10 protein-coding genes are annotated in these 12,514 nt (G+C 65.9%); 7 read left to right on the top strand and 3 right to left on the bottom strand.

The genetic code is table 11. From position 1 onward, the window contains the following. Positions 1-29 precede the first annotated feature (29 nt). The 3 genes from AC6LJY_RS00050 (at position 30) to AC6LJY_RS00040 (ending at position 3,666) form a co-directional block, all read left to right on the top strand. The gene (locus AC6LJY_RS00050; protein ID WP_104143494.1) at positions 30-1,013 is read left to right on the top strand and encodes a Bug family tripartite tricarboxylate transporter substrate binding protein; all 984 of its coding nucleotides are present in this window, start codon (positions 30-32) and stop codon (positions 1,011-1,013) included. Positions 1,014-1,025: 12 nt separating this feature from the next. After that, positions 1,026-2,162, top strand: coding sequence for a CaiB/BaiF CoA transferase family protein (locus AC6LJY_RS00045; protein ID WP_498135036.1), 1,137 nt, complete (start codon positions 1,026-1,028; stop codon positions 2,160-2,162). 97 nt (positions 2,163-2,259) lie between these two features. Further along, positions 2,260-3,666 (top strand): APC family permease, encoded by a 1,407-nt coding sequence (locus AC6LJY_RS00040; protein ID WP_104143491.1) that lies wholly within the window; start codon positions 2,260-2,262, stop codon positions 3,664-3,666. 133 nt (positions 3,667-3,799) lie between these two features. Here AC6LJY_RS00040 and ggt read toward each other — a convergent pair whose 3' ends face one another. Further along, entirely contained in the window at positions 3,800-5,566 is a 1,767-nt protein-coding gene (ggt, locus tag AC6LJY_RS00035) for a gamma-glutamyltransferase (protein ID WP_498135035.1), read from the bottom strand. Between the two features lie 114 nt (positions 5,567-5,680). Here ggt and AC6LJY_RS00030 point away from each other — a divergent pair, with 114 nt between their 5' ends. Next, a complete protein-coding gene (locus AC6LJY_RS00030; RefSeq protein ID WP_104143488.1) occupies positions 5,681-6,586 on the top strand; it encodes a LysR family transcriptional regulator in 906 nt (301 codons plus the stop codon). A gap of 206 nt (positions 6,587-6,792) precedes the next feature. On the opposite strand, the gene AC6LJY_RS00025 is transcribed toward AC6LJY_RS00030, so the two are convergent. Beyond that, the gene (locus tag AC6LJY_RS00025; protein WP_046806457.1) at positions 6,793-7,785 is read right to left on the bottom strand and encodes a tripartite tricarboxylate transporter substrate binding protein BugE; all 993 of its coding nucleotides are present in this window, start codon (positions 7,783-7,785) and stop codon (positions 6,793-6,795) included. 245 nt (positions 7,786-8,030) lie between these two features. Between AC6LJY_RS00025 and AC6LJY_RS00020 the strand changes: the two genes are divergently transcribed. Then, on the top strand, positions 8,031-8,930 hold the full coding sequence (locus tag AC6LJY_RS00020) for an AEC family transporter (protein WP_498135034.1): 900 nt from the start codon (positions 8,031-8,033) through the stop codon (positions 8,928-8,930). 111 nt (positions 8,931-9,041) lie between these two features. Here AC6LJY_RS00020 and fumC read toward each other — a convergent pair whose 3' ends face one another. After that, the gene (gene fumC / locus AC6LJY_RS00015; RefSeq protein WP_104143485.1) at positions 9,042-10,436 is read right to left on the bottom strand and encodes a class II fumarate hydratase; all 1,395 of its coding nucleotides are present in this window, start codon (positions 10,434-10,436) and stop codon (positions 9,042-9,044) included. 162 nt (positions 10,437-10,598) lie between these two features. Here fumC and tsaE point away from each other — a divergent pair, with 162 nt between their 5' ends. Then, positions 10,599-11,138 (top strand): tRNA (adenosine(37)-N6)-threonylcarbamoyltransferase complex ATPase subunit type 1 TsaE, encoded by a 540-nt coding sequence (gene tsaE / locus AC6LJY_RS00010; RefSeq protein WP_104143484.1) that lies wholly within the window; start codon positions 10,599-10,601, stop codon positions 11,136-11,138. Further along, entirely contained in the window at positions 11,066-12,448 is a 1,383-nt protein-coding gene (locus AC6LJY_RS00005) for an N-acetylmuramoyl-L-alanine amidase (protein WP_046806461.1), read from the top strand. The genes tsaE and AC6LJY_RS00005 overlap by 73 nt, the downstream gene beginning before the upstream one ends. Positions 12,449-12,514: the final 66 nt, after the last annotated feature.

Here is a 12,514-nt window from a genome sequence, read left to right as displayed (position 1 = left end):
GGCGCGCCCCCCTCACAGGAGACACCACCATGAAACGCCTATTTGCCCCCTTGCTGCTGGCCGTGGCCACCACCGTGGCGCCCGCCGCGCCCGCGCTGGCGGCCGACGCCTACCCCAGCGCCAAACCCATCACGTTGATCGTGCCCTTCCCGCCGGGCGGACCCACCGACGCCATGGCGCGCCGCCTGGCCGAAAAACTGCGTGAACCGCTCAAGCAGAACGTCATCGTCGAAAACCGCAGCGGCGCGGGCGGCAACATCGGCTCGGAATACGTGGCGTCGGCCAAGCCCGACGGCTACACGATCCTGTTCGGCACGTCCGGCCCGCTGGCCATCAACGTCAGCCTTTACAAGAAGCAGGGCTACAACCCCGAGACCAGCTTCGCGCCGATCATCCGCCTGGGCCACCTGCCCAACATCCTGGTCGTGAACCCGTCGGTGCCGGTCAACAACGCCAAAGAACTCATCGCGTACGCCAAGCAGAATCCGGACAAGCTCAGCTACGCCTCGTCGGGCAACGGCGCGTCATCGCATCTGGCCGGCATTCTGTTCAACCAGATGGCCGGCACCAAGATCATGCACATCCCGTACAAGGGCACCGGCCCGGCGCTGAACGATCTGCTGGGCGGGCAGGTATCGATGTCATTCACCGACATCCTGACCGCGCTGCCTTACATCAAGGCCGGCAAGCTGCGCGCCATCGGCCTGGCCAGCGCGCAACGCTCTGACGCATTGCCCGACCTGCCCACCTTGTCCGAGCAAGGACTGACGGGCTACGACGTCAGCGTCTTCTTCGGCATCGTGGCGCCCAAGGGTACGCCGGCCGATGTGGTCGATACCTTGAACCGCGCGTTCAAGACGGCGCTGTCGGACCCGGCCATCGAACAGACGCTGCGTTCGCAAGGCATCGTTGCCGCGCAGGACCAGACGCCGCAAGGCCTGGCCGCGTTCATCACCACCGAAGTCCCCAAGTGGCGCGAGCTGATCAAGAGCGCCAACGTTTCCATCGACTGAAGCAGACCACCCATGGCCCCTACCCTACCGAACGCCGGCGCGCTTGCCGGCTGCAAAGTCATCGACCTGTCGCGCGTGCTGGGCGGCCCGTATTGCACGCAGATCCTGGCCGACCACGGCGCCGACGTGTTGAAGATCGAACCGCCGGGCGGTGATGAAACGCGCGGCTGGGGGCCGCCTTTCCTGGGCGACACGGCTTCGTACTTCATCGGCGTGAACCGCAACAAGGAAGGCATGACGCTGGACCTGTCGCAACCGGCGGGCCAGGATTTGCTGCGCCATCTGCTGGCCGACGCGGACGTGCTGGTCGAGAACTTCAAGCCCGGCACGTTGGAAAAATGGGGCCTGGGGTTTGACACGTTAAGCCAGGCGTTTCCCAAGCTGGTGCATTGCCGCGTCAGCGGGTTCGGCGCCGATGGCCCGTTGGGCGGCTTGCCCGGCTACGACGCCTGCGCGCAAGCCATGTGCGGCCTGATGAGCGTGAACGGCGAAGCCGACGGCGACGCCACGCGCGTGGGCTTGCCGGTGGTGGACATGGTGACCGGCTTGAACGCCGCCGTCGCCATCCTGCTGGCGCTGAACGAACGCCATCGCAGCGGGCTGGGCCAGTTCCTGGACATCACCTTGTACGACTGCGCGCTGTCGCTGTTGCATCCGCACGCCGCCAATTTTTTCTACAGCGGCAAGGTGCCCAAGCGCAGTGGCAACGCGCATCCGAACATCGCGCCTTACGAAACGCTGCCCACCGCCAGCGGCCCGATCTTCCTGGCCGTGGGCAACAACCGGCAGTTTGCATTGATGGCGCAGGTGCTGGACGCGCCGACACTTGCCACCGACCCGCGCTTTGCCACCAACGCCGATCGCCTGCAAAACCGCCAGGCCTTGCGCGACGCCTTGTCCGACCTGCTGGCGCCGCAACACGCCGCGCCATTGGCCGACCGCCTGCTGCGCGCGGGCGTGCCCGCCGCGGCGGTGCAGACGGTGGACGAGGCGCTGGCGCACCCGCACACGCGCCATCGCGGCATGGTGGTGGAACAGGGCGACTACAAGGGGGTGGGCTCGCCCATCAAGCTGTCGCGCACGCCCGCCACCTTGCGCAAGCTGCCGCCCGCGCTGCAAGAGGCGCCATCAACGAATACCAACAACTAAGACATTTCGTTGCACCGCTGTAGCAACGGCTGCTACGTCCTCCCCTTAGACTTTTCGGGTCGCCTCCCGCGAGTCAAAGAAAGAGGAGAAAAAGAAGATGGCTACAACCGATGTAAAAGCCCCATCGCAATCGGAAAACGCGCCGCTCAAGCGCGTGATGGGCCCCAAGCTGCTGTTGCTGTTCATTGTTGGCGACATCCTGGGCACAGGCGTTTATGCACTGACCGGCCAGGTCGCCGCCGAAGTTGGCGGCGCGGCCTGGCTGCCCTTCCTGGTGGCCTTTGCCATCGCGCTGCTGACCGCGCTGTCCTACCTGGAACTGGTCACCAAGTACCCCAAGGCGGCCGGCGCCGCGCTGTACGTGCACAAGGCGTTCGGCGTGCACTTTTTGACCTTCATCGTCTGCTTCACCGTCATGTGTTCGGGGCTGACATCGGCGGCCACGGCGTCCCAGGCGTTCGCCGCGAACCTGTTCGCCGCGTTCGGCATCAAGGCCGAGAAGACCTGGATCACGTTCGGCGCGCTGGGCTTCATGCTGCTGGTGATGCTGGTGAACCTGCGCGGCGCGGCCGAAAGCGTGAAGGCAAACGTGGTGCTGACGCTGATCGAGCTGTCGGGCCTGCTGATGGTGATCTTGCTGGGCTTTTATGCCATCGCCGGCGGGCAAGCGGATTTCTCGCGCGTGGTGGCGTTCGACACGCCCGAAGATAAAAGCGTGTTCCTGGCCGTGACGTCGGCTACCGCGTTGGCGTTCTTCGCGATGGTCGGGTTCGAGGACTCGGTCAACATGGCCGAGGAAACGCACGAGCCCAGCCGCATTTTTCCCAAGGTGATGTTGACGGGGCTGGGCATTACGGCCGTGATCTACGTGCTGGTGTCGATCTGCGCGGTGGCGCTGGTGCCGGTGGGCGAACTGGCCAAGAGCTCGACGCCGCTGGTGCTGGTGGTCAAGCGCGCCGCCCCGGGCCTGCCGGTGGAATACATCATGCCGATCATCTCGATGTTTGCCGTGGCGAATTCGGCGCTGATCAACATGATGATGGCCAGCCGCCTGCTGTACGGCATGTCGCGCCAGGGCGTGCTGCCGGCCTTTCTGGCGCACGTGCATCGCAAGAACCAGACGCCGTGGACGGCCATTCTGTTCACGACCGTGCTGGCCTTCGGCCTGATCATCCTGGTGTCGCTGGCCGACTCCGAAGCCATCCGCGCGTTGGGCGGCACCACGGCGCTGCTGTTGCTGGGCGTGTTCGCCTTCGTCAACGTGGCGGTGCTGGTCCTGCGCCGCGACAAGGTCAAGCATCAGCACTTCACGATCAATCGCATCGTGCCGTGGCTGGGCGCGGCGGCCTGCCTGTTCATGGTGACCCCGCTGACCGGGCGCGACGTCATCCAATATCAGGTGGCGGGCTGGTTGCTGCTGCTGGGCGTGGTGATGTGGGGCGTGACGTACGTGGCGCACCGCAAGGAAGCGCGCATGGAGATCGACCCGGCCTCGCTGGATTGACGCGGCATTGCGGGGTCGCGGGACCGCTTGATCGGACGTCACAGCGTCGATCTGGCGGGGCGGCAAGGCATGAGCCTTGCCCGAAATGGGCGGGTGCGCATCGCGCCCCGCCTTCCTGCCGCCCCGGGCGGTTTCAACCGCCCTTGGCCAGCCCTTCGCGGCGCGGGTCCGCGCCCCCTTGCAAGCCCTGCGCATCGATCACGATGCCGTGTATCCCGCTGGGAAATTCCGTGATGCGCACCGGATGGCCCATGGCTTCCAGCGCGGGCGCCAGCGCCTCCAGCGCAGTCCCCTTTTCCAGTTCGGTTTCCTTGTTGCGGCTGCCCATGTTGGGCAGCGCGATGGCGGCCTGCATGTCCAGGCCCCAATCCAGCACGCCCACGATGGTCTTGGCTACGTAGTTGATGATGGCGCTGCCGCCGGGCGATCCCACCAGCATGACGGGCTTGCCGTCACGCAGCACGATCATGGGCGCCATCGAGCTGCGCGGCCGTTTTCCCGCTTCGACGCGGTTGGCCACGAGCCGGCCTTCGGGGTCCTTGAACGACGAAGAAAAATCCGTCATTTCGTTGTTCAGCAAAAAACCGCGCACGAAGATCTTGCTGCCGAACTCGCTTTCGATGGTGGTCGTCATGGACAGCGCGTTGCCCTTGGCGTCCACCGCGACCAAGTGGCTGGTGGACGGCACTTCCAGCGCGTTGTCGCGGCCCAGGGTCAGCAGCTTGCCTTCGGGGTCGCCGGGCAGGGCCACCTTCATGCTGCGGTCGGGCTGAATCAACGCACCGCGCGCGCGCAGATAGGCCGGGTCCAGCAGCGCGCGCACCGGCACGTTGACGAAGTCCGGATCGGCCACGTAGAAGTCGCGGTCGGCAAAGGCCAGCCGGCCCGCCTCGGAAAAATAATGCACGGCCTGCACGGAACCGGGCGTGTAGGTGGCGACCGGATACTGTTCCAGCTCGCCCAACATCTGCAACACCGCGATGCCGCCGCTGCTGGGCGGCGCCATGCCGCACAGCTGGTAGCCGCGATACGGCCCGCACACCGGGTCGCGCGTCTTGGCGCGGTAGTTGGCCAGGTCCGCCAGCGTCAGGTCGCCCGGTTTGGCGTGGCCGTGCACGGCGGCCACGATATCGCGCGCGATGTCGCCCTGGTAGAACGCATCGGCGCCCTGCTTGGCCACGGCGCGCAGCGTGCGCGCGAATTCGGGATTTTTCAGCACATGGCCTACTGGCCAGGGCGCGCCGTCGGGCGCGTAGAAATACGCGGCGGCGGCGGCCTGCGTGGGCAGCGCCTTGTTGCCGGCCAGCAGCGTGTGCAGGCGGGGCGACACGGCAAAGCCCTGTTCGGCCAGGTCAATGGCGGGCTGGAACAGGTCGGCCCAGGGCAGCACGCCCGCTTCTTTGTGGGCCAGTTCCAGGCCGCGCAACAAGCCCGGCACCCCCACCGACATGCCGTTATTGACGGCCTGCGCAAACGGCAGCGGCTTGCCGTCGGCGTCCAGGAAACGGTCGGGGCGCGCGGCGGCGGGCGCGGTTTCGCGGCTGTCGACGGTCTGGATGCGCCCGGACTTGGCCGAATACCACACGATGAAGGCGCCGCCGCCGATACCGGACGATTGGGGCTCGACCAGGTTCAGCACCAGCTGCGTCGCGATGGCGGCGTCGATCACCGAGCCGCCCTTGCGCAGCATGGCATCGCCCGCCTCGGTAGCCAGCGGGTTGGCCGACACCATCATGTAATGCTTGGCGCGAACCAGCTCGCGCGCCTTGGCGCCGCTGGCGGCTTCGGGGTTGATGTCTTCGGTGGCCGGCGTGCGGGCCCAGGCGGCCGGGACGGGGGCCATGCTGGCCGTCAGGGTGGCGGCAAGCAAGACGGCGGCGGCGTGGCGGCAAGCGCGCATGGTGAGCTCCAGGGTGGCGCCGGGTGTCCGGCAGGCGTCCATGATGATCGGCCAGCGGGTCGCGCGCCGTCAACCGCTTAGAATCGCGGTTCCGGTCCCCTATTCTGTCCTGCCATGCGCCTGCGCCACATCGAAATCTTCGAAGCGATCCGTCGTACCGGTTCCCTGACCGAGGCGGCCGCCGCGCTGCATATCTCGCAGCCGGCCGCCAGCAAGCTGCTGGCGCACGCCGAGGCGCAGCTGGGCTTCAAGCTGTTTGATCGCGTCAAAGGCCGGCTGGTGGCCACGCGAGAAGCCGAGATCCTGACGCCCGAGGTCGCGCGACTGAACCAGGACCTGAACAGCGTGCGCCGGCTGGTCGCCAACCTGCGCGACCGGCCGCATGGGCATTTGCGGCTGGGCTGCGCCCCCGCGCTGGGCCTGGGCCTGCTGCCCGGCGTGGTGCGCGACAGCCGCGACGCGCAGCCCGGCATCACGTTCGACATCCACACGCATCACAGTGCGGAACTCGTGCAAGGCCTGCTCACGCGCGAGCTGGACCTGGCCATTACCTTCGACACCAACGACTATCCCGGCCTGACGCGCACCGGCCTGGGCCACACCGAGCTCGTGCACCTGAGCCGTCGGCCGGCCACGGGGCCCATGCGCCTGGCCGAACTGGCCGATCCCACCGGTGAAACGCTGATCGTGCTGGATGCGGGCGATGCGTCCGGCGCGTTGCTGCAAATGGCGCTGGACGCACAGGGGCTGGCGCCGCAGGTCTCCATCCAGGTGCAAACGCATTACGTGGCCTGCGCGCTGGTGGACGCGGGATGCGGCGACGCCATTGTCGACGCCATCACCGCGCAGGCCATGTTGCGTCCCGGCATGAGCCTGCGCCGCCTGGAGCCCGCGCTGCGCGTGCCGATCAGCATCATGGTGCGCAACCAGGACCCTTTGTCGGCGCTGCATGCTGACCTGATCGAGCGGCTGCGCGCGGCCTGCGCCGCCCGCGTGGCGTCCTTGGATGTGGCGGGGTAGTTCGGGTAAATGGAGTAGCGGGAGCAGCTGGGCCGACGTTGCAAGGCTGGCAGCGCGCCCATCCGGCCGCCGTCGTGCCGCCGTCGTTCCGCCGTCGTGTCGCCGTCTTGCCGGCATCACTTCACGGCAAAAAAAACGGGCGCCTGTCAGGGCGCCCGTCTCATTTCAGCATCAGGAACCGGCTAGGCAGCCAGCCCCAAGCCGGATCAATCCAGCTTGATGTTCTGCTTCTTCACCACGTCTTGAGCCCAGTCGAACTGCTCTTTGATTTCCTTGGCGAACTCTTCAGGCGTGTTGCCCGACGGCGCCGAGCCCTGGTCGTCCAGCGCCTTGATGACCTTCGGGTCCTTCAGGGCCACGACAGCAGCGTCACGCAGCTTGTTCACGACCTCCATCGGCGTGCCCTTCGGGGCCAGCAGGCCGTACCAGACCGGCTGGTTCAGCACCGGGAAGCCGGCTTCCTTGAACGTGGGCACGCCCTTGACGGCGGGAATCTGCTCGGGCCAGGCGATGGCCATGGCGTTCAGCTTGCCCGCCTGGATCTGCGGCATCGAGGACGGCAGGTTGTCGAACAGGATTTCGATCTGGCCGCCGACGGCGTCGGCCACGGCCGGGCCCGAACCCTTGTACGGCACGTGCACGATGTCGGTGCCCGTGGCCATCTTGAACGATTCGCCCATCAAGTGCAGCACGCCGCACGTGCCCGAGCTGCCATACGAGTACTTGCCGGGGTTCTTCTTCAGTTCTTCGATGAAGCCCTTGAAGTCCTTGGCGGGGAACTTCGGATTCACGGCAACCACGTTCGCCGTGTTGGCGAAGTTGGTGACCGGCTGGAAGTCCTTGATCGGGTCGTACGGCAGGTCCTTCGGACGGCAGGCCGGGTTGACGGCCATGGTCGAGACCGTGGCGATCGACAGCGTGTAGCCGTCGGCATCGGCGCGCGCGGCTTCAGAGGCACCGATGGCGCCACCCGCGCCACCCTTGTTTTCCACGACCATCGGCTGGCCAAGTTCCTGGCTCATGCGTTGCGTCACGAGGCGCGCGATGATGTCGGTGGAACCGCCGGGCGCGAACGGAACGATCACGCGGATAGGCTTGCTGGGGTACTTGTCGGCGGCATGCGCGACGGAGGCGCCAAGCGTGCCGGCGGCGCCGGTAGCCAAAGCGATAGCAACGGCCAGGGAGCGAACTTTATTCATAGGTGTGTTTCCTCCAAGAGTGCGAGCCCGTATGTAAACGGACCGTTTTGAGATGGTCTCCGCCTGTGGACGGGCCAGCAGATAACGGTGGGAGCGCATTGCTTCTGTGCAGCGTGTGTGGCGCTGCTTTTATAAGGTGCTTGTGGCAGACGCGCCCGCCAGAATGACGGAGAATAGCAGCAAATGCTTACACCCGCATAGCGTGCCGATCCCCGGTCAACGCGCTGTTAAAACACCCTTTCCTCATGTCGGTCGCCTTCCTGGTTTTCCCTGATTTCATGCTGGTCGCGCTCGGTTGGGCGCTGCGTCACAAGCTGGGTTTTTCGCGCGAGTTTTTTGCGGGCACCGAGCGTCTTGTCTACTTCGTCCTGTTCCCCGCGCTGCTGTTCCAATCCATTCTGCGCACGCCCATCACCGCGGGCAACGCGGCCATGTTGCTACAGGCCACGGCGGCGGTGGTGGTGGCGGGCGTGGCGATGGCGTGGCTGGCCGGCTGGGTGTTGCGGCCGTCGTCGCTGGGGCTGGCGTCGTCGGCCCAGTGCGGGTACCGCTTCAACACGTATATCGGCCTGGCGCTGTCGGCAAGCCTTGCCGGCACGCAGGGCCAGACGGTGATGGCGCTGATCGTCGGCTTTGCCGTGCCCATGGCCAATGTGGCCGCGGTCTATGGCCTGGCGCGCCACAACGGCGGCAATCTGCTGCGCGAGCTGGCGCGCAACCCCCTGGTCGTGTCCACGCTGGTTGGGCTTGCCTGCAACCTGGCGGGCCTGCACCTGCCCGGCCCCGTCGACACGGTGCTGGGGCGGCTGGGCGCGGCGGCGCTGGCGCTGGGGATTATTTGCGTAGGCGCCAGCCTGGCCTGGGAAGGCGGCAAGGGTTACGGCACGTTGATCGCCTGGATGCTGGCCGTGAAACTGGTCGCGCTGCCCGCCGTGGCGCTGGGCGTGGCGATGCTGCTGGGCCTGCCGCCGCTGGAAGCGCGCATGCTGCTGCTGTTCGCGGCCCTGCCGACGGCCTCGGCCGCTTATGTACTGGCCATGCGCATGGGCGGCGACGGGCGCATGGTGGCGGTGCTGATATCGCTGGGCACGCTGTTCTCGGCGGTGACGATACCGATGTGGCTGCTGCTGGCCGGGCAGCCCTGATCCGACGAAAAAAAGGCTGCCGGGTCGGGCAGCCTTGTGGGGCTTGGGCTGGGCTTGGGCTTGGGCCTGGGCTTGGGCTTGGCCCTGTGCTTGAGCCCTGTCCCCAGACGTTTACGACTTGTGCGCGTTGGTCATGGACCCGGGCACCACCCACTCGGCGAACTGCGCTTCGGTCACGTAACCCAGCGCCAGCGCCGACTCCTTCAGCGACAAGCCTTCCTTGTGCGCCTTCTTGGCAATCTGCGCGGCCTTGTCGTAGCCGATGTGCGGGTTCAGCGCCGTCACCAGCATCAGTGACCGGTCGACCAGTTCAGCGATGCGCTCGTGGTTGGGTTCGATGCCGGCCGCGCAATGCGCGTTGAAGCTGGCCATGCCGTCCGTCAGCAGGCGCACCGATTGCAGGAAGTTGTGGATCACCAGCGGCTTGAACACGTTCAGTTCGAAGTTGCCGCTGGCGCCGCCGATATTGATGGCGACGTCGTTGCCCAAGACCTGCGCGGCCAGCATGGTGACGGCTTCGCACTGCGTGGGGTTGACCTTGCCCGGCATGATCGAGCTGCCCGGCTCATTTTCCGGAATGCTGATTTCGCCCAGGCCCGAACGCGGGCCGCTGGACAGCCAGCGCACGTCGTTGGCAATCTTCATCAGCCCGGCCGCCAGCGACTTCAACGCGCCGTGCGCGAACAGCAAGGCCTCGTGCGAGGCCAGTGCCTGGAATTTGTTGGGCGCCGACACAAAGGCCGTGCCGGTGGCATGCGCCAGATCGGCCGACACCTTGGCGCTGAATTCGGGATGCGCGTTCAGGCCCGTGCCCACCGCCGTGCCGCCAATGGCCAACTGATGCAGGCCGGGCAGCGTGGCGCGGATCTGCTGTTCAGCCAGATCCAGCTGCGCCACATAGCCGGACAGTTCCTGGCCCAGCGTCAAGGGCGTGGCGTCCTGCAAGTGCGTGCGGCCGATCTTGACGATGTCGTAGAAGGCTGCGCTTTTCTCGGCCAGCGTGGCCCGCAACTGCTTCAGCGAGGGCAGCAGGTGATGTTCGACTTCGACGGCGGCGGCCACGTGCATGGCGGTCGGGAACGTATCGTTGGACGACTGGCCGCGGTTGACGTGGTCGTTCGGGTGCACCTTGCGCTCTTCGCCGCGCACGCCGCCCAGCAGTTCCGACGCGCGATTGGCCAGCACTTCATTCATGTTCATGTTGCTTTGCGTGCCCGACCCCGTCTGCCAGACCGACAGCGGAAATTCGTTGGGCCACTTGCCGGCGATGACTTCGTCGGCCGCGCGAATGATGCCGTCGGCGATCTTCGGGTCCAGCTCGCCAAGTTCGGCATTGACCTTGGCGGCCGCCCGCTTCAGGCGCGCCATGGCGTTGACCAGCGGGACAGGCATCTTTTCCGTGGAAATCGCGAAAAAATGCAGCGAACGTTGCGTTTGGGCGCCCCAGAGGTGATCCTCGGGGACTTCGATCGGCCCAAACGTGTCTTTTTCGATGCGGGTCTTCATGGCGCGTACAACTCCGTGGCGGCTGACAGTCGCAAAGCGCGGCGTCGGCCGCAAGCGACTTATTGAGAATGAAAATCACTAAATAGATTAGCAGAAACCCGCATTCCTATAATTGCGGAAATCCGAAATCCCTCCACCGTTTTTTACCACTCGCCCCGCGCCATGTCCGCCCCTCTTTGCAGCCTGACCTTGCACCTGCCCGACGAAGCCGCCACGGAATCGCTGGCGCGGCAGCTTGCCCCGTTGGTTTCCGGGGGACAGACCGGGCCCGCCGGCGCCTGCATACACCTGCAAGGCGACCTTGGCGCGGGCAAAACGGCCTTCACCCGCGCCCTGTTGCGCGAATGCGGCATCACCGGCCGAATCAAAAGTCCCAGCTACGCGCTGCTTGAATCCTATAAAGTTTCTAACTTATACTTCTATCATCTTGATTTTTATAGATTTAGTGATTCGCGCGAATGGTTGGACGCAGGATTTCGGGATTTACTGCGTGAAGACGCGGTGGTTTTGATCGAATGGCCGGAGCGGGCCGAGGGCCTTTTGCCCCCGCCCGACTTGCTGATTTCCCTGGCTTATGCCGATGAGGGCCGCGACGCCACCCTGACCGCGTACACCGCACGAGGACAAACATGGTTGAACGCGATTGTCCCCCCGCCAAAGACGGCGCCCTTCCCTCGGCAGGCGCCACCCGACGACGCCTGATCAGCGTCGCCGCCACTCTGCTCGTCTTGCCGGTCCTGCCGCGTCTGGCGCAGGCGGCAACGATCCTGGCCGTACGTACCTGGCCGGCCGACGAATACACCCGAGTCACGCTGGAGCTCGATAGCGAGCTGAAGGCGGAACAATTCACGCTTGAAAATCCCCATCGGCTGGTCGTGGATATCGAGGGACTGACCCTTAGCGCGGCCTTGAACGACCTGGTCTCCAAGGTCCGCCCCGACGACCCCTATATCCAAAGCCTGCGCGTGGCGCAGAACCGCCCGAACGTGGTGCGGCTGGTGTTCGACCTGAAGCAGCCCGTGGCGCCGCAGGTATTCACGCTCAAGCCCGTGGCCGACTACCAGTACCGCCTGGTGCTGGACCTGTATCCGAAGATCGCCCAGGACCCGCTGGTGGCGATCCTGAACAAAAGCGGCCCCGACGTCGACGACCCCCTGGCGCGCATCCTGGAAGACATCCAGCGCAACCCGGTTACGCGGGCCGACCCGCCCGAGCCGCCGCGCGTGCGCGGCCAGCAGCCGGCCCCGCCCCTGCCCACCGCGCCCAAGTCGCCCCCGGCCACCGCCGGCCGTGGCAAGCAGCGCATGCTGACCATCGCGCTTGATCCCGGCCACGGCGGCGAAGATCCCGGCGCCATCGGCAGCAGCGGCCTGCGCGAAAAAGACGTGGTGCTGCGCATCGCCCGGCGCCTGAAAGCGCTGATCGACAGCCAGCCCTACATGCGCGCCTACCTGACCCGCGACGACGATTATTTCGTGCCGCTGCATGTCCGCGTGCAAAAGGCCCGCCGCGTGCATGCCGACCTGTTCATCTCGATCCACGCCGATGCCTGGGTCAAGCCGTCGGCCAACGGCTCGTCGGTGTTCGCGCTGTCGCAACGTGGCGCGTCCAGCGCGCAGGCGCGCTGGATGGCCGACAAGGAAAACGCGGCCGACTTGATCGGCGGCGTCAACCTGGGCAGCCACGACCGTCAGGTGGCCAAGGTGCTGCTGGACTTGTCCACCACCGCGCAGATCAACGATTCGCTCAAGGTGGGCAACGCCTTCCTGGACGAAATCAAGAAGATCAACCGCCTGCACAAGAACAGCGTCGAGCAGGCCGGCTTTGCCGTGCTGAAAGCGCCGGACATCCCTTCGGTGCTGGTCGAAACCGCCTTCATCAGCAACCCGCAGGAAGAAGCCCTGTTGCGCAGCAATTCGCACCAGGACAAGCTGGCGCAAGCCATGATGACCGGCATTCAACGTTACTTCACGGCCAACCCCCCGCTGGCGCGTCTGGGCGACGTCAGCTGAACCCGCCGGCGTAACCCCCAACAACCGCAACAACGGTCGGGATAAAAAAAGGGCGATGCGCTTGAT

Source organism: Achromobacter sp. RT286_PF, from assembly GCF_059760425.1.
Note: the sequence above shows the minus strand (reverse complement) of the source record. Positions and strands in the feature narration are given on the sequence as shown.

Excerpts from the sequence above, each read along its gene's own strand:
- AC6LJY_RS00050 (WP_104143494.1), top strand. The coding sequence starts at position 30 with ATGAAACGCCTATTTGCCCCCTTGCTGCTGGCCGTGGCCACCACCGTG.
- AC6LJY_RS00045 (WP_498135036.1), top strand. The coding sequence starts at position 1,026 with ATGGCCCCTACCCTACCGAACGCCGGCGCGCTTGCCGGCTGCAAAGTC.
- AC6LJY_RS00040 (WP_104143491.1), top strand. The coding sequence starts at position 2,260 with ATGGCTACAACCGATGTAAAAGCCCCATCGCAATCGGAAAACGCGCCG.
- ggt (WP_498135035.1), bottom strand. The coding sequence starts at position 5,566 with ATGCGCGCTTGCCGCCACGCCGCCGCCGTCTTGCTTGCCGCCACCCTG.
- AC6LJY_RS00030 (WP_104143488.1), top strand. The coding sequence starts at position 5,681 with ATGCGCCTGCGCCACATCGAAATCTTCGAAGCGATCCGTCGTACCGGT.
- AC6LJY_RS00025 (WP_046806457.1), bottom strand. The coding sequence starts at position 7,785 with ATGAATAAAGTTCGCTCCCTGGCCGTTGCTATCGCTTTGGCTACCGGC.
- AC6LJY_RS00020 (WP_498135034.1), top strand. The coding sequence starts at position 8,031 with ATGTCGGTCGCCTTCCTGGTTTTCCCTGATTTCATGCTGGTCGCGCTC.
- fumC (WP_104143485.1), bottom strand. The coding sequence starts at position 10,436 with ATGAAGACCCGCATCGAAAAAGACACGTTTGGGCCGATCGAAGTCCCC.
- tsaE (WP_104143484.1), top strand. The coding sequence starts at position 10,599 with ATGTCCGCCCCTCTTTGCAGCCTGACCTTGCACCTGCCCGACGAAGCC.
- AC6LJY_RS00005 (WP_046806461.1), top strand. The coding sequence starts at position 11,066 with ATGGTTGAACGCGATTGTCCCCCCGCCAAAGACGGCGCCCTTCCCTCG.